Annotated in this window: 14 protein-coding genes; 5 read left to right on the top strand and 9 right to left on the bottom strand. The window is 67.6% G+C overall.

Translation table 11 applies throughout. The features are described from left to right. The first annotated feature begins 14 nt into the window (after positions 1-14). Positions 15-644 (top strand): uracil phosphoribosyltransferase, encoded by a 630-nt coding sequence (gene upp / locus ROP_RS01815; protein WP_012687641.1) that lies wholly within the window; start codon positions 15-17, stop codon positions 642-644. A 30-nt stretch (positions 645-674) separates the two neighbouring features. Here the strand turns inward: upp and ROP_RS01810 are convergent, their stop codons facing one another. The 5 genes from ROP_RS01810 to ROP_RS01790 all read right to left on the bottom strand — a co-directional run bounded on the left by ROP_RS01810 (position 675) and on the right by ROP_RS01790 (position 5,311). Then, complete coding sequence (locus tag ROP_RS01810; RefSeq protein ID WP_012687640.1) at positions 675-1,016, bottom strand: HNH endonuclease; 342 nt, start codon at positions 1,014-1,016, stop codon at positions 675-677. A 13-nt stretch (positions 1,017-1,029) separates the two neighbouring features. Further along, the gene (locus tag ROP_RS01805) at positions 1,030-2,469 is read right to left on the bottom strand and encodes an FAD-binding oxidoreductase (protein WP_012687639.1); all 1,440 of its coding nucleotides are present in this window, start codon (positions 2,467-2,469) and stop codon (positions 1,030-1,032) included. Continuing rightward, positions 2,453-3,922, bottom strand: a complete 1,470-nt coding sequence (locus ROP_RS01800; protein ID WP_012687638.1) for an APC family permease — start codon at positions 3,920-3,922, stop codon at positions 2,453-2,455. Before ROP_RS01800 ends, ROP_RS01805 begins: the two co-directional genes overlap by 17 nt. A gap of 282 nt (positions 3,923-4,204) precedes the next feature. Continuing rightward, on the bottom strand, positions 4,205-4,603 hold the full coding sequence (locus tag ROP_RS01795) for a hypothetical protein (RefSeq protein WP_012687637.1): 399 nt from the start codon (positions 4,601-4,603) through the stop codon (positions 4,205-4,207). A gap of 186 nt (positions 4,604-4,789) precedes the next feature. Further along, positions 4,790-5,311, bottom strand: coding sequence for a DUF1931 family protein (locus ROP_RS01790; protein ID WP_012687636.1), 522 nt, complete (start codon positions 5,309-5,311; stop codon positions 4,790-4,792). Between the two features lie 134 nt (positions 5,312-5,445). Between ROP_RS01790 and ROP_RS01785 the strand changes: the two genes are divergently transcribed. The 3 genes from ROP_RS01785 (at position 5,446) to ROP_RS01775 (ending at position 11,237) form a co-directional block, all read left to right on the top strand. Next, positions 5,446-6,960 carry a membrane protein gene (locus ROP_RS01785; protein WP_012687635.1) on the top strand — a complete coding sequence of 505 codons (1,515 nt, stop codon included), beginning with the start codon at positions 5,446-5,448 and terminating at the stop codon, positions 6,958-6,960. Positions 6,961-7,147: 187 nt separating this feature from the next. Beyond that, positions 7,148-8,383, top strand: a complete 1,236-nt coding sequence (locus ROP_RS01780) for a hypothetical protein (RefSeq protein WP_043824051.1) — start codon at positions 7,148-7,150, stop codon at positions 8,381-8,383. A gap of 16 nt (positions 8,384-8,399) precedes the next feature. After that, complete coding sequence (locus ROP_RS01775; RefSeq protein WP_012687633.1) at positions 8,400-11,237, top strand: FtsW/RodA/SpoVE family cell cycle protein; 2,838 nt, start codon at positions 8,400-8,402, stop codon at positions 11,235-11,237. Here the strand turns inward: ROP_RS01775 and ROP_RS01770 are convergent, their stop codons facing one another. From ROP_RS01770 to ROP_RS01760, 3 genes are all read right to left on the bottom strand, one after another. Next, positions 11,238-12,227, bottom strand: coding sequence for a rod shape-determining protein (locus tag ROP_RS01770; protein WP_012687632.1), 990 nt, complete (start codon positions 12,225-12,227; stop codon positions 11,238-11,240). Positions 12,228-12,343: 116 nt separating this feature from the next. Then, positions 12,344-13,690, bottom strand: a complete 1,347-nt coding sequence (locus ROP_RS01765) for a permease prefix domain 1-containing protein (protein ID WP_043824049.1) — start codon at positions 13,688-13,690, stop codon at positions 12,344-12,346. Beyond that, positions 13,690-14,052 (bottom strand): PadR family transcriptional regulator, encoded by a 363-nt coding sequence (locus tag ROP_RS01760; protein ID WP_043824047.1) that lies wholly within the window; start codon positions 14,050-14,052, stop codon positions 13,690-13,692. The genes ROP_RS01765 and ROP_RS01760 overlap by 1 nt, the downstream gene beginning before the upstream one ends. A 141-nt stretch (positions 14,053-14,193) precedes the next feature. Here ROP_RS01760 and ROP_RS01755 point away from each other — a divergent pair, with 141 nt between their 5' ends. Further along, positions 14,194-14,937 carry a Clp protease N-terminal domain-containing protein gene (locus ROP_RS01755; protein ID WP_012687629.1) on the top strand — a complete coding sequence of 248 codons (744 nt, stop codon included), beginning with the start codon at positions 14,194-14,196 and terminating at the stop codon, positions 14,935-14,937. A 37-nt stretch (positions 14,938-14,974) separates the two neighbouring features. Here the strand turns inward: ROP_RS01755 and ROP_RS01750 are convergent, their stop codons facing one another. Then, positions 14,975-15,871, bottom strand: coding sequence for a glucose 1-dehydrogenase (locus tag ROP_RS01750; protein WP_012687628.1), 897 nt, complete (start codon positions 15,869-15,871; stop codon positions 14,975-14,977). Between the last annotated feature and the right edge of the window lie 115 nt (positions 15,872-15,986).

Below are 15,986 nucleotides of genomic sequence, written 5' to 3'. Positions count from 1 at the left end.
GAGAGGACGAACACATGGGGACAGTACACCTGATCGACCACCCGCTGGTGCAGCACAAGCTCACGATGATGCGCCGTAAGGATGCCTCCACCAACAGTTTTCGCCGACTGGCGAACGAGATCTCCGCGCTGATGACGTATGAGGTGCTGCGCGACATCCCGATGCAGGAGATCGAGATCGAGACGCCGCTCGAGGTCACGACCGGCAGGGTCATCGACGGGAAGAAGCTGGTCTTCGTGTCCATCCTGCGCGCGGGCACCGGCATCCTGGACGGCATGCTGACGATCGTGCCGGGCGCGCGGGTGGGGCATATCGGTCTGTACCGCGACCCCAGGACCCTCGTGGCGGTCGAGTACTACTTCAAGATGCCCGGCGACCTGCACGAGCGCGACGTGGTGGTGGTCGATCCGCTGCTGGCCACCGGTAACTCCGCGGTGGCGGCGGTGGAGCGGCTGAAGGAGTGCGGTCCCAAATCCATCAAATTCGTCTGCCTGCTGACCTGTCCGGAAGGCGTTGCCGCGCTGGACAAGGCGCATCCCGACGTGCCGATCTACACTGCCGCCGTCGACCGTCAACTCGACGAGCACGGCTACATCCTCCCCGGCATCGGCGACGCAGGTGACCGCATCTTCGGCACCAAATAGCAGGTGCGGTCGCTACCGGCGGCCTGCGGGTCACGGGGCGGCGGTATCCGGCATCTCGATCGCGGGGTCCGGTTCCGCGGGGAATCGCCGTGCGAGTGCACTCTTGATTTCGATGTGACGCAGCAGGAAGGCACGCTCGTCGAGCCGCTTGCGCCGCAGCCAGCCGGTGACCTCGTCGTTGCATTTGCTGGCGTTGCAGGAGCCGCAGGCCGGGGCGATGTTGTCGAGGGTGTACCGCCCGCCGCGGGACAGTGCCTGTACGCAGTCGCGTTGCAGCGGCTTGTCGGTCGCACCACAATACGCGCAGCCGCCCCACGCCTCGGTGAGGGCACTCCACTGCTCGTCGGTGAGGTCGTGCTCGACACTGTCCATCCGACGCTTGCGTTTACGGGCTCCCCTGGCCTTGCGACTTCGGTTGACCGCCATCGCCCCAGCGTAGGGCCCGGGACGGGTCAGCCGGCGACAGGGGCACGCTCTGCTCGAAGTTGAACACGTTCTCGGGGTCGTAGGTGGCCTTGACCTCGCGCAGCCGCTCGCGGTGGGAGCCGTAGTACTCGCGCTCCCAGTCGGACGCAGCGGCGTTGGGCACGTTGACGTAGGCGCCGTCGCCGTAGGGTCGTAATGCGCGCCAGAAGTCGGCGGCCCAGCCCAGTGCCGCCGAGTTCAGGGCGGGGTCGTTCCACGCCGCGCCCGGCTCGCAGTAGAACAGCGCGTCGCGGTGCGGGAACGCGGATCCCCCTGGCGGCGCGTGACGCACGGCCCCACCGAAGCTCGAGCAGAAGAAGTTGCTCGGCGGGCTGGGAGTGTTGTCCATGAAGCGGACGATCAGATCGATCGCCTCGTCGGGTAACGGGCGGGTGACGAACTGGGAGTAGAACTTCCAGAAGGGGACGTCGTTCGGCCCCCTGTCCACGTCGCCGTACACGGTGGGCCACGCGTCCTCCGTCACCGTCACCTCGGGACTGCCGATCGCCAACAGCGAGCGCAGTTGGTCCTCGAGTTCTCGCCGCGAACCGCCGTACAGCAGTGCAGACAGTTCGACCGCGGTGGAATCCGCCTCCAGTGCGCTCGTGAGCCGATTGTCTGCGACCGGCGCCTCGCGCTGCCACGCGCGAAGCAGGTCAGCCAGGTCGCCGTGACCGCTCCACCTCGCGACCAGGAACGTAACGTTCGAAAGCTCGTGCAGCCTCAACGTGTAGGACGTCGCGATCCCGAAGTTGCCGCCGCCTCCACCACGGCACGCCCACAGCAGGTCGGAGTTGCGGTGTTCGGTGGCCTCCACGACCTTCGCCGACCGCGCGCCGTCTGCGACCACGACCTCCGCGGCAAGCAGGTTGTCGCAGGCCATGCCCATGCTGCGGGTCAGTAGCCCGAAGCCGCCCCCGAGAATCACACCACCGAGTCCGACACCGCCCTCCGAGCCGGTCGGAACGGCGAAGCCGTGTTGCCCGAGCGCCGCGACCGTCTCCATCTGCGTCAGACCCGTTCCCACCGTCGCCGTGCGCGCCGACTCATCGATCACGATGTCCTTCATCCGGCTGACATCGATCACCAGGCCGCCGTCGAGCGACGACCAGCCGTCGAGGCTGTGGCGTCCGCTGCGGGCACGAAGGGCGATACCTTCCTCTCGGGCCCAGCGGACAGCGTTGACCACGTCCTGCGTGTCGCAGCAGAACACGATGGCCTCCGGGTAGCGGGAATACAGGCGGTTCCAGCCGACCCGAGCCTCCTCGTACCCGGAATCGCCCGGACGCACCACGTCGCCGGTGAGCACGTTGGCGGTGGTGGTGAGGTGCTGCGCCGCGCGGTCAGTGCGCGAAGACATCGGCGTCTCCGGGCTCGGTGTCCAATACGTCGCGTTTGAATATCAACAGATAGGTGAAGTACACCCCGCCCGCGAGGAGCAATCCGACCGCAATCAATATCGAGGTCAACGCAGTTGAGGGCGACACGATCACGAACACCACGAAGGCCGACCACACCAGTGCGCAGATCGCGACCGGTAGCTCGAAGCGCCCGAGGTCGAACGCGCCTTCCTTCCGATCCAACCGTGTGCGGACTGCAAGATAGAGGACGACTATCCCGCCGTAGAGGACCGCCGAGATGACCGTTCCCACCGTGAGCAACTCCAGCAGTGCACCGCCGGGCAGTGCGGCCATCAGGACGACTCCCACGACGACGATCAAGATGGTCGCCGGAATGGGTGTCTGCGTGCGCGGGTTGACCCGGCGCATCAGCCGGTGAGCAGGGAAGCGTGCGTCGCGCGACATCGCGAACACCATGCGCGAGCAGGTCGCCAAGGTCACCATCCCCGCGCCGAAGAAGGCGAACGCGATTGCGACCAGAAGGGTTCGCTCCATCACCGGACCCAGCTGATCGCGCAGGATCGCCGCCACCGGCGTGTCACTGTCGCTGATCCGGGGAACATCTTCGATCGCGATGGTGAGCGCGATCAGAAACACCAGTCCCAGCACCGCCGCCGCCACCACCGACCCCACGATCGCGCGCGGGACGCTGCGAAACGGATCCTTGGCCTCCTCAGCCATGTTCGCCGCGGAGTCGAAGCCGACGAGTGTGGCGAGCCCCATGATCGTCGCCGCCATCAATCCGCCGCCCACGGCGAAATAATTGGGGGCGCCCTCGGCGACACCGCGGGAGGTGAGGTTGCCGACCGAGCCCTCGCCTGTGATCGGCACGGCGACGAAGAGCCCGATCGCGAGCACCACGACGATCACCAGTTCGAGCCCCACCGCGCCCGACGTGATCAAGCCGACGAGGCGCGTGGAGAACACGACGAGCACTGCCTGGACAAGCACCACGACGAGCGTGATCACGCGGGCCGTGCCCTCGTCGGGCTGCATGCCGAACAGCGGCATGAGGGCGGAACTCGCCATCGCATTGTCGACCGTCACCACGCCGAGCGCCAGGTAGCAGAAGGTCAGCCAACCGAACAACCAGCCGACTTTCGGGTTGGCCAGCCGTGAGGCCCATTGGTAGGAGGAGCCGCTGAGTGGGATCCGAGCCGCGAATTGGGCGATCACCAGCGCCACCAGGATCTGTCCCAGAGCCACGACGACCCAGAGCCAGATCCCCACCGGCCCCGCGTCGCGAAGTACGTCGTCGTAGGTGCCGAAGATCCCGACTGCCACCGAGATGAACGCGAACGAGACGGCGAACACCTGAAAGGAGCCCAGAGTTCGCTTCAGCTCCGGTTCGTAGCCGCAGTCCTGACATTCTTGATCGGCAGCTTTAGATCCCATCACGCGTTCTGTCGTCATCTCGGCCGCCTCACGTTCGATCGGGAACTGCGGAGAGGGTGAATCACTTCGAAAAGACCCGCGACAACGGGACTCGTTCACGATAGGAGCGAGACCGGTCTGTTTCATCGTCCTCCTCGCGTCCGCGGATGTCAGTGATGATTCGCCTTTCTAAATATTCCGGCAGCGCACCGCACACCGCGTCGCACACGCCTCGGCCGCCGGGGCCGATGGCCCCGGCGGCCGCGCGAATCTGCGCGAGATGCAGCTGATCCAGGTCGTCTACTCCGAGTCGTCGTCACATCACATCCAGGGCATGTCGGGATCGAGCGAGTGCGAGATCACCCCGTCGTCGGGCTCGAGGGGGTAGTTGACCTGATGGATGGTCGCCGAGGCGGGGCCGAAGAGGGACGTGCCACCGGGCTCGACCAGGGTGGTGCCGGGCTCGACGAGGGTGACCTGCGGGGGCACGTCCTCGTCCGGGGCGTCGCAGGCGACCATGGGCCATGCATTGGCGCAACCGATACGGTCTCTCACCTCGACCTTGTACGGGGAGAGCCCGGAGTCCGGGGAGACGACCTGAGGCGACGTCGCCTGCGCGGGTGCGGCGACGGCGGTGGCGCTCTGGGCCATGAACATCCCGAGTCCGATGGCGGCGCCCGTTGCGGCTGCGGCGGCGATGCGTGTCTTGGTCGAGTTCATTGCGTTGCTCCTGGGTGTGGTGTGGGGGTTTTCCGTGTCCCTTGTGGACTGACACCAGTCTTCGCCGGAAGGGGGGCCCGCCAACGCCCCCTACAGGGGTGGTCGACCCTCCATCCGGGGGTGGAAGTTTGCACCCCCGGGGGTGTTACCAAATCGGGAGCGGACAGCGGCCCGCCTCCGGTGATGTCAGAGATAGAGGTCGACGAGCGTGCTGACCAGCGCCCAGTGCGTCGTCCGGGCCCGCAGGGTCCTCAGCTCGGGGTAGACGATGCGGAAGGTGCGCGCGAGGGCGACGCTCAGTCCGCCGGTGATGTCGGGGAGCCCTGATCGGGTGTCCGTTGCGAGTGCGCCGCCGAGCGGCGGGTAGTCGGTCAGTCGCTCGAGGATCGGGCCGGCCCGGAGGTGCGGGCCGAGTTCCCGGAACAACCCGATGTTCTCCTGCAAGCCTCTGGTGATCGGCAGATCGGTGAGTTCGATGACGTTCCGGTGCTGAGCGGCGGCATCGGACTGGGCGACGAGCAGCAGGTCGTACAGCTTCCCGGTGACGACGTCGTCGAATCGATGAAAGTCGTCCCTCACGACGCCGATACTGGCGGCCACCCGGAAGATGTCCTCGAATTGGTCGAACGTCATGAGCGACCGGTGGCTTCCGACCTCCGAACCGTCCATCAGGTGATCATCCTCCCCGATCCCGCCCGGGAATGTCATGTTCATTCTCCCTGCGGGAGCATCCTGCCGTGGTCGCGGCCCTGCCTGAGCTGGAATCGCGTTGCCCGGCACGAAGTCCTGCGTGGTGGGCCGGCCGGGTTGTGCACCACCACCGCAGCGAGTACAGCGAAGGTATGAGTCGGTGGTGGCCGTTGGCGGCCGCGGCGGTACTGGTCGTCGTGCTCGCGCTGGGCAGGGTGGTTCCCGTGTGGCCGGGACTGTTGCATCTCGTCGCGTTGCCGCCGCTCGATCAGTTCGCGGACCTGAGACTTCTGCTGGTACGCACCGATTCGTGGCCGCAGTTCCTGGTGTTGCTTGCCGTCGTGTCGGCCGTGCGGATTCTGCTGATGGCCTGGATGCTCGGTGGCCTCGACTCGAGGCGTATCCGTTTCGCGACGGCGTTCTATGCGACTGCGTTCGGTCCGGTCCTCCTGGCGTCGTGCGCCGATGCGACCGCCTACGCGATGCTGTACTCGCGGGCGTTCTGGCCGGCGGTGGCGCTCGTCGCGGTGGTGGTGTGGATACTCGGGCCGGTGCCGTGGCAGGGCGGTGCCGGCCTGCGCGCGGCGATGGGGCGGGCGTGGCGCAGGGGCCTGCGAATCGAGGTGATGGTGCCGTACTGCGCGGCGATCCTCGCACTGGGCGCCCTGGCGGACCGCGTCCCCGCCCTGACCGTGCTACTCGTGCCGGTATCTGCAGCGGCGACGGGACTGACGGTGTGGGCGATGGACCGTGCGCCGCTGCGGCGGCCCGTAGCGGCACTCGCCGCCGTGCTCGTCGCGTCGACGGTCGTGTCGGTGGCCTTCGTTCCGACCCGCGCATACGACTATCCGGAACCCGGACCACGACAGGCTGGTTCGCTGCTCGTCATGTCCGGCATCGACTCGCGTTCGGGGGAGGGGACGATGTACCGGGCCGACGTGCAGCGGCTGGGGTACGAATGCGAACAGGTGTACTACTTTTCCTACGCCGGAACCGGTGGCGGGCAGCCCCGGCGAAACGCCGGCTGCCCGATCCGGACAGGCGCCCCGTACGAACCGGCCGACACCCAGCGGCCCGTCGGGGAACAGGTCGCCCTGTTCGCGGAGCAGGCGGCGAACCTGCAGCGGCCGTTGACCGTTGCCGCACATTCGCATGCCGGCTGGATTGCGTGGGAAGCGGTCGCCGCGGGTCGGGCACGGGTGGACGTGCTGATCCTGGTGGGTGTGTTCCCGGAGACCCCGCTCGGGTTTCCGCCGCCGGACGTCGAACGACCGGGCAGGGTGTTCGGCGACCTGTTGCGCTGGGCGGTGCCCGCGATCGAGGTCGCCTTCTTCCCCTTCGACCCCGACACGCCCGCGGCGCGGCAACTGCTCGGGGAGGCGGGCAGCGCACAGGCCGTTCTCGGCGAGACCCTGCCCGAAGAAGTGCGTGTTCTGAGTGTCGCGTCGGTTGCCGATCTTCCACTGATGCCGCACGGCTGGCGGCTGGACGTCGAACGCAACGGCTGCCCGGTCCGCGCCGCGCACTCGTCTCTGCCCGTCTCCGCCGCCTTCGACGACGAGGTGATCCGGTTCCTCAACCACCGGGACCCGTTGCCCTGCCCGGCATGGCGGGACTGGGGCGCGGTCGTGATGCGCGCCTTGGGGGTGCCTCCGAGTGGACGGTGACAGACCCTCCGGGCGTGCCCACGAAAATGTGTGGGGACGATTTCACGGACGCCGGAGCATCCGCCGGAGTTAAATGGAATGACGCAGGCGTAAAGGATTTCGGCACAGGGTAAGCCCAACTCAAGGTCCGTCGCCGCCCGCTCCGGTCTCGTTCCACGGCGCGGGCGGCAGAGCGTCGGGGTGCGCGATGATCGAAGCGATGACAGGGCTCCTCACGAGGAGAAACGAACCCGCCGATGCTCGATCCGAACCGCCCGAACACCCCCATCCTGCCGCCCCTGTCAACGGTGTCGCACTCTCAAGACTCCTCGCGGCGGCGATACTGTCACCGGCACAGGCGTCGCTGCTCGTTGCCGATGCGCTGGATCAGCTCGAACCGGCGCGGAGCGAAGGGCCGGACCGCATCCGTTTTCATAACGTGACAGTGTCTGACAGCGGGCATCTCATGATCGAGTACGGACGCGGTGCGGTGTCCGGGCAGGACGTGAACGAGGCGGTTGCCGGGCTGTTCCGAAGCATCGCGTCGAACTGTCGCGGTTCGGCCCTGCCCGACCGGTTGCACGAATCGCTCGTCGAAACAACAGATCTCGATGCGTTGCTGCAATCTGTTCGTCTGGCGATCGCACCCGACCTCGATCCCGCCGAGGAGGAGCGGAAACGCTGCCAACTCGCCAGGCTGGTCGCGGCGACCAAGGGACGGCCACGCCCTGACGGCCCGACCGTGGAGGAGCGGGCGGCCGGTGAGAAGCCGCCGCCTGTGGCCGCTGGTTCCACTCTCGCATCACCGGGCTGGTTCCCGCCGGTCCGGAATCCGTGGCATCGCAGGAGGAGACGGCCGTCGCGCCGGCAGGGCGCTCTCGGTGTCGTGGCGATCCTGATCCTGTTCGCGGCGGTGGTGGCGGCGCCGCGGGCGTGGTCGGAGCTGCGCCGAGGCTGGGATGCCGTCCTGAATCCGGTGAATGCCGAGGAGCAGAATCAGATTCGGCCCGTGTCGCCGCCGCCACCGGAACCTCCGGTCGGCCTGCCCACGCCGGCCATGTCCGACGCGGGACGTGTGCCGCCACCGGTCGACGTCGGCGCTCCCGGCAGCGCCGGGCCGATCACGCTCGTCACGGCCACCCGCGCCAACGGTGAGTGCGGTCCCGGGCAGGCGTGCGCGATCCGCGTGGACGTCCATCTCGATCCGGCGGCGACTGTCGATGCCGTGACCTGGAGGGTGAACGTGTACGACCGCTGTTCGGGTGAGGTGCGGGCGGGCGGAGACGTGTCGGAGCGTGTTCAGCCCGGGTCGCAGCAGGTGTACGGCGTCGTCCGGACCGATCTGCCGGCCGGGGCCGCGCTGGCCGTCGCGGCGATCACGAGCGCCCCGGCGACGGCCGCGTCCGAGCCGCTGTTGATGCCCGCCGAGAACGCACGCTGCTGAGTGCCGGGGGCGGGCCATGCAGGACGGCAAGCACGAATCCGATCCGTGGATCGTCGGGGCGGCGATCGTCCTCGTCGTGCTCGGTCTCCTGAATCTGACGGCGACTGGGATGACGGGGCACGCCGTTCGCCATCTGCTCTTCGCGGCGGCCGGGCTCGCGATCATGTGGGTGGTGTCCCGCCTGCGGGTGAGTGACCTCCGGACCTTCGGCTGGGCGGTGTTCGGGGTGGCGACGCTGTTGCTCGCGGCCGTTCCCCTCGCGGGGGTCGCGACGAAGGGCGCGCAGCGCTGGCTGAACTTCGGGGTGTTCACCGTTCAGCCGTCCGAGTTGGCCAAACTCGCGCTGATCCTGGTGCCCGCGAGCATGCTCGCGGGTGGGTTCACCCTCGCGCGTTTTCTCGCGACCCTGGGGATTGCAGCGGTGCCGGTGACGCTCGTCGCGGTCCAACCCGACCTGTCGACGGCCGTCGTGCTCGTCGCGACGGCGGGATTCATGCTCATCCTCGCGCGGGTTCCGCTGCTCCCGCTGGTCCCGTTGTTCGTGGTGGGGATCGCGTCGCTGCCGCTCGCGGTGTTGTTCCTCCGGCCGTATCAGCTCGAACGGGTGCACGTGTTCCTGTCGAGCAACGCCGACCCGGCAGGCGCGGGGTGGGCCGAGTTGCAGGCGAACATCGCGATCGGCAGCGGCGGCCTGTGGGGTTTGGCGCGTGACCCGCTGTACGACGTGCGGGCGCAGTTTCTTCCCGAATCGGAGCATGATCTGGCGTTTGCCAGCCTGGTGTACGGGTGGGGTCTGATCGCCGGCCTGGCGGTGGTGGTGGCGACGTCGGTGATCGTGTGGCGGGCCGCACTCGCTGCGCGCACGGCACGAACCCGGGAGGCGGCACTCGTCGCGGCCGGAATAGGTGGGCTGTTCGGCATCCACGCGCTGGTGTCGATCGGACAGAGTCTGTCGCTGCTGCCCCACACCGGGATGCCGATTCCCCTCTTCAGCTACGGCGGGACGGCCGCGATCGTCGGATTCGCCGCCATCGGTCTGGTGCTCGCGGTGCGCCGAGACGGCGTCGCGCGGCCGCTGTGGGCCCCCGACCCGGGGCGGCGGCGTCGACCACGCGGAATGTCGGCGGGGACGATGACGATGATCGCCGCGCTCGTCGCGATGTCGGTGTTCGCCTGGCAGGTGCAGCACGACCGGGGCGCGGAGTATCGGGCGATGAGCGATGCGCAGATGATGCGGTGCATCCGCCTGCCTGCCGAACGCGGACTGATCGTCGACCGCAACGGTGTCCCCCTCGTGGTGAACGTGGCCGAGTACGCCGTTGCCGTGGTCGCCCGGATGTTCGAGGACAGCGACGACGACGCCCGCAACCGGCTCGCCGCGCTGCTCGTGAAGTCACCCAACGAGCTGTCGGACCTGATCGACGCCGGCGGCGAGGGCGAAACCCAGGTGGCCGTGGGCAGGGTCGCGCCCGACCAGGCGCGGCGCATCGTGGACGCGCGGATTCCCGGTGTCCTCGTGGTGCCGTCCGGTCGTAGGCAGTACCCGTACGGCGCCGTACTCGCGTCCATCCTCGGTCACGTCGGAGTCGCCGACGCCGACGACATGGAACGGTGGCCACACCTTGCACTCGGGTCACGCGTCGGCAAGGCGGGACTCGAGAAGCAATACGACGCTCTGCTCCGCGGCAGTGACGGCAAACAGTGCATGTACGTCGATCCGTCCGGCAATCCGGTGGCCACCGGCGAGCGTGTCGACCCGGTACGGGGCCACGATCTGCGCCTGCACCTCGACATCGGCGTGCAGACCCTGGCCACCGACGCACTCACGGAAGCGATGCGAACCAGCAAGGGCGACCTCGGCGCCGCCGTCGTGATGGACGCGCGAACCGGAGCAGTACTGGCGCTCGCGAGCGTCCCGGGCGCCGACAACAATGTCTACGGACCCCCGGCCGATCTCGTCGCCCTCACGGCGCAGAGCCAGACCCCGGGTCCGAGTCCGTTGGTCAACCACGCCACCCAGACCGCGGTGCCGCCCGGTTCGACATTCAAGATCGTGGTCGCGTCGGCGGACATGCAGTACCCGGTGCTCTCGCCGGACGCGGTCATCGAGACCGGCGCGGCGTACACGTACGGCGGCCACACCTTCCGCAACTGGCAGCCGATGGGCCCGAACAATCTGCTCGGGGCGATCCAGTGGTCCGACAACGTCTACTTCTACAAGCTCGGTGAGCTTCTGGGGCCGGAGAAGATGGCCGACGTCGCGAGCCAACTCGGCGCGGGACGGCGGTCCGGGATCGACCTGCCCGGTGAGTCGGAGGGATTTCTCGGCACCCCGGAGAACGTCGGAAGCATCGGGGCCACGTGGTATCCCGGGTCGACGCTGTTGATGGGTATCGGGCAGGGCACGGTCAGCGCGACCCCGATCCAGGTGGCGCGCTGGACGTCGGGGATCGCCACCGGCGCGATGGTGACACCTCAGCTGGCCGCGGCATACGGGCCGGAACTGATCTCCATCCCCACCGCGGCACCGCAGCGGCTCGCGTTCGCGGACCGTCTCGATCCCGTCCGGGCAGGGATGCGCGCCTCCGCCGCCGCCGGGACCGCCGGGCAACTCGCGAACCTGCCGGTACCGGCAGGCGCGAAGACCGGAACCGCGGAGGATCCGTCGGCGCCGGGGGAGGGGCTCAACGCCTGGTTCTCCGCGGTGGCGCCGTTCGACGCCCCCGAAATCGTGGTGTCGGTGCTGGTCCGTGGAGGTGGTTTCGGGTCGGCGACTTCCGGCCCCGTGGTCAAGAAGATCCTCGAGCACTACTTCCCGCGACCACCGGCACCGGCGCCGGCGCCGGGGCGGTGATCAGCTGCTGTAGGCGGCGACCACCTCGGGATGCACGAGACACGCGGTGGCACCTTCCGCGACACACGTGAGTGGGCGTTCGGCCGTCTTCACCGGGAATCCGAACGCCTCCTCGAGCAGCTGCGAGAGGCCACGCAGCAACGCCCCGCCGCCGATGACGAGCAACCCCTCCGACATCACGTCGCCGATCGCCTGGGGCGGAAGGTCTTCGAGGCACTCGGTCAGGGTGTGAACGATTCCGGTTGTGGTCGGCCGCAACGCATCCACGATCTCCTCGGTTTCGAGGGTGACGAAGCGTGCTCGGCCGGTGACGGCGTCGCGGCCCTCGACGACGAGTGACTGACCTTCGTCGGTGTCCGGCGCGCCCAGCTTCGCCCGTTCGGCGGTGAGTTCGCCGACGACGATGTTGTGCTCCGCCCGCAGGTACTGGTACAGCGCGTTGGTCAGTTCGTCGCCCGCGAGTCGGCAACTGCGGTGGGAGAGAATGCCGCCGAAACATATGGCGGTGATTTCCGAAGTGCCGCCGCCGATGTCGACGACGAGATGGGCGCGGGGTTCGAGCGGGTTGATTCCGCAGCCGAGGGCGCCCGCGACCGGCTCGGGCACCAGCCCCACCTTCCGCAGGCCGGCCTCGTGACCGACCTCGAGCAGGGCCCTGCGCTCGAGCGGAGTGGCGCCGGCAGGCACCGAGATGACGGCCTTGGGCCGCACCCCGTAACGCCGGGCCGGCGACACCCGTTTGACGATCGCCGTCACGAAGGCCCGCGCCGACTCGAGGTCCACGATCACCCCGTCCCGCAGCGGCCGCACCGGAGTTATTCCGATGGGCGTCCGGCCGACGAGACTGCGCGCCTCGCTGCCGATGGCGAGAGCGCGGTGCGGTTCCTTCGTCCGAACCAGCATGAAGGAAGGCTCGTTCAGTACGATGCCGTCGTCGGGGGTTCCGACGACAGTGTTGGCAGTTCCGAGATCGATACCAAGTCCACCCACGTCGGCCTCCAGAGGGATTCCAGCGAGATGTGCTTGATGTTACGCAGCGGCAGCGTCATTCGGAAGGTATCGCGCTCATTGGAAGAATCCCGGTAATCGGTCGCGGCCCGCGGTCGTCAGGTGAAGTCGAATATCGGCGGAAGTACACCGACCATCAACGCCGCCCACACACCGAAGACGGGGAGGTAACGGGTCTGCCAATTTTCGGTGGACCCGAATTCGCGGCGGCCCCGGAGGAACCCGAGGATGAGAACCGCCGACCAGGTCAGGTTGACGAGCAGGACCAGGTTCATTCCGAGTGCGGCCACCTTGTTCGGGGTGAAGCCGAATTCCGCGATTCGAGTGAGCATGGCGAACAGCATCAGCAGGTCGACCGCGAGGGCGCTGACGACGAGGACGAATTGGAGGCGGTCGAAAAGGTCGGGCGGCAGGTAGGGGTCGCGGGCGGAAATCGCGTACAACAGCAGGCCCAGGACGACGACCAGGATGAGGTCCATCAGGATCAGCAGGTTCCGGTCGACGTCGACCACGCTGCCGGTCGTCGCGAATGCGATCAGCAGCACCAGCAGCATGAGAGTCGTCAGTGGTGTGAACACACGCGTGAGGACGGGGGCGATGTTCTCCACGACGTTCTGTTTCGCCTCGACGAGCCATGCGGCGACGATGACCGCACCGGCCGCTCCGAACGGCAGCACCCAGTCCTCGACGACCCACTCGACGCTCAGGCCGAGGGCGTCGAAAGCATTGACCGTCAGGCCGATGAGCACGCCGCCGCCGAGGGCGAGGAGGGTCAGGTAGACCACCCACTCTCCGGTGAATCGAATGAAGTCCATTCGCCGCCGGTCCGACCGCCACTGGCCGCCGATATACGCGACACCGACGGCGAACCACAACGCGATGGGTGCATGGATCGCCGCGATCACCTCGGTGGAGCCGTTCGAGACGAACGGGAAGACGTTCAACAGCACCGCCGCCAGGACGAACGGCACCACCAGCGCCGCGGCCAGTCGAAGCGTCACCTTCCGTTTCCACGCGAAGTATCCGGCGAGGAAGGGAAGAATGAACAGGCTGAGGTTGCGGGCGAGGTCCTGCTCGTCGAGTGTCGCCAACCCTGCCTCGAGGGCGAGTGCTGCGCCGACCGCGAACCCGAGAACGACGAACAGTTCACGGGTGGGACGAGTGCGATCGCCGTCCGGCGCGGCCGGTATCAGCACGAGTTGCTTCCACAGCCGATCGGAGTGCTCCCGCGCGAACTCGCGGGAGATGTCGTCCACGTTGCCCATCCGTTTTACCGCGACGAGAAAAGCCTCGTCGGTCTCCAGGCCGGCCGCGGACAGATCCGAAATCTGATCGCGCAGATGGTCTTCCATCTCATCAGTGTCGGCAGCGGATATCGCGTGACGGCGCTCGACGTACCCTCGCCACTGACCGATCTGCGATTCCAGTTCCTTGTCGGTATCCATCACGACCATCCTTCCGCGGGCGCCGGGGGCAATTGGACGGAGCGCCACACCTGGCTCAGGGCGTCCGCGACCACGTCCCACTGGGCGCGCCGTTCCGCCAGCATTTCCCGGCCCTTGGCGGTGATCGTGTAGTGCTTGCGCCGGCGCCCGCTGTCGGAGGCGCCCCACGACGCCGACACCAGTCCGAGCCGTTCGAGTCGGTGCAGCAGCGGGTACAACATGCCGTCGGTCCACTGGATCCGCCCGCCGGACAGGTCGTTGACTCGCTTCAGGATGGCGTACCCGTAGGACTCGCCCTCGGCGAGAATTCCGAGCACCAGGGGAGTGGCGGACGCGGCCACCAGGTCTTTCTCGATATGCATAGAACACCTATCCCTAGATCTGCTAGCCATCAAGGTAGCAGACTGCCCGCCGCGCAGTGCCTCTCTCCGCGGATCGACGCGACAACCTTCGGTCGACAACCCAGGGTTGACGCTGGATGATCGTCAACTTAGAGTTGACGCATGGAGAATTCAACGCCCGTCACCCCGCCCATCCGCCTCGACGATCTCATCGAAGCGATCAAGAAGGGGCATGCTGAGGCGCCGCTCGAGCAACTCACCGACGCGGTTCTCGCCGCCGAACACCTCGGCGACCTCGCAGACCACCTCATCGGCCACTTCGTCGACCAGGCCCGCCGCTCGGGGGCGTCGTGGACCGAGATCGGTAAGAGCATGGGAGTCACCAAGCAGGCCGCACAGAAGCGGTTCGTCCCCAAGGACCCCGGGCAGGCCTCCGACCTCGATCCGAATCAGGGATTCAGCCGATTCACTCCCCGCGCACGACAGGTTGTGGTCGTCGCGCAGAACGAAGCCAGGGCCGCAAGCAACTCCGAGATCCTGCCCCAGCATCTCGTCCTCGGACTCCTGACCGACCCCGACGGACTCGGTGCCCGCGCCATCGCAGCACAGGGCGTGGATCTGGACACGGTCCGGCACGCGGCGACCGCGACGCTGCCGCCCGCCGTCGAGGAGATCCCCGCTCTCATCCCCTTCGACGCTCAGTCGCGCAAAGCGCTCGAACTCACGTTCCGTGAAGCACTTCGGCTGGGACACAACTACATCGGAACCGAGCACATTCTGCTTGCCCTGCTCGAGGTCGAGGACGGCGTCGGTGTGCTCGCCGGACTGGGTGTCGACAAAGCCGCGGTCGAGGAGAACATTGCCGCCAACCTCGCCGCTATCGTCGCCGCACGCACCGAGGAGTGAGCTCGCACCGTGTGCGGTCGCACACCGGACGCGGTGCTCACGTGAACGGAATACCCCCGGTGACGCCGAGCACTTCTCCGGTGACGTAACTGGATTCGTTCGACGCGAGGAAAACGTACGCGGGAGCCAGTTCGGCCGGCTGGCCAGGCCGGCCCAGGGGCACGTCCTCTCCGAACTTCCGGTAGCCGTCGGCGGGCATGGTCGCCGGAATCAGCGGCGTCCAGATGGGCCCCGGCGCCACCGCGTTCACTCGTATTCCCCGCTTCGCCACATCGGCCGCCAGTCCCTTGGTGAAGTTGATGATCGCCGCCTTGGTGGTGGCGTAGTCGAGCAGCCCGGGGGAGGGATTCATGCCCTGGATCGACGACGTGTTCACGATGGTCGATCCGGGTTCCATGACCGCGACGGACTTCTTGCACAGCCAGAACAGCGCATAGAGGTTCGTCCGCAGGACGCGGTCGAACTGCTCGGTGGTGATGTCGGCGATGCCACCCGTCTGCACCATCTGAAACGCCGCGTTGTTCACGAGTATGTCGAGACCGCCGAATTCGCGGACCGTCAGGTCCACCAGAGTCTGGCAGTGGTCCTCCGACGTGATGTCCCCGGTCGCGACGACGGCTCGCCGTCCGGCGCCGTTCACCAGTCGCACGGTCTCCCGGGCGTCAGGCTCCTCGGCGTCGAGGCAGCTGACCACCACGTCCGCGCCCTCGCGGGCGAACGCGACCGCCACTGCTCGTCCGATGCCCGAATCCGCCCCGGTGATCAGGGCGCGACGGCCGTCGAGGCGGCCGCTGCCCCGATAGGTCTTCTCGCCGTGGTCCGGGGTGGTCACCATGTCGGCGGTCAGTCCCGGGTGCGGTATCTCCGGTTGGTGCTCACGGTCGGGATCGGGGTACTGCGTGGTGGGATCCTGACAGGCGTACTGGTCGGCCATCCTGGTGTCCCTTCCGTCATTGCCGCTCGAATGACCAAGTAAGGGTGCGTAATCCGTCGCAACAGCGAACGCGTCCCATCACGCTTACCCTTTCACGGGCCCACGGAAACCGGCG

This window comes from Rhodococcus opacus B4 (assembly GCF_000010805.1).
Lineage (GTDB): Bacteria > Actinomycetota > Actinomycetes > Mycobacteriales > Mycobacteriaceae > Rhodococcus_F > Rhodococcus_F opacus_C.
The sequence above is the reverse complement of the archived record's forward strand: the minus strand, read 5'-3'. Positions and strand labels throughout refer to the sequence as shown.

Bases quoted from the DNA above. Each gene is read 5' to 3' on its own strand.
- ROP_RS01780 (WP_043824051.1), top strand. From the start codon at position 7,148: ATGATCGAAGCGATGACAGGGCTCCTCACGAGGAGAAACGAACCCGCC.
- ROP_RS01805 (WP_012687639.1), bottom strand. From the start codon at position 2,469: ATGTCTTCGCGCACTGACCGCGCGGCGCAGCACCTCACCACCACCGCC.
- upp (WP_012687641.1), top strand. From the start codon at position 15: ATGGGGACAGTACACCTGATCGACCACCCGCTGGTGCAGCACAAGCTC.
- ROP_RS01755 (WP_012687629.1), top strand. From the start codon at position 14,194: ATGGAGAATTCAACGCCCGTCACCCCGCCCATCCGCCTCGACGATCTC.
- ROP_RS01750 (WP_012687628.1), bottom strand. From the start codon at position 15,871: ATGGCCGACCAGTACGCCTGTCAGGATCCCACCACGCAGTACCCCGAT.
- ROP_RS01790 (WP_012687636.1), bottom strand. From the start codon at position 5,311: ATGACATTCCCGGGCGGGATCGGGGAGGATGATCACCTGATGGACGGT.
- ROP_RS01795 (WP_012687637.1), bottom strand. From the start codon at position 4,603: ATGAACTCGACCAAGACACGCATCGCCGCCGCAGCCGCAACGGGCGCC.
- ROP_RS01760 (WP_043824047.1), bottom strand. From the start codon at position 14,052: ATGCATATCGAGAAAGACCTGGTGGCCGCGTCCGCCACTCCCCTGGTG.
- ROP_RS01775 (WP_012687633.1), top strand. From the start codon at position 8,400: ATGCAGGACGGCAAGCACGAATCCGATCCGTGGATCGTCGGGGCGGCG.
- ROP_RS01785 (WP_012687635.1), top strand. From the start codon at position 5,446: ATGAGTCGGTGGTGGCCGTTGGCGGCCGCGGCGGTACTGGTCGTCGTG.
- ROP_RS01765 (WP_043824049.1), bottom strand. From the start codon at position 13,690: ATGGATACCGACAAGGAACTGGAATCGCAGATCGGTCAGTGGCGAGGG.
- ROP_RS01810 (WP_012687640.1), bottom strand. From the start codon at position 1,016: ATGGACAGTGTCGAGCACGACCTCACCGACGAGCAGTGGAGTGCCCTC.
- ROP_RS01800 (WP_012687638.1), bottom strand. From the start codon at position 3,922: ATGACGACAGAACGCGTGATGGGATCTAAAGCTGCCGATCAAGAATGT.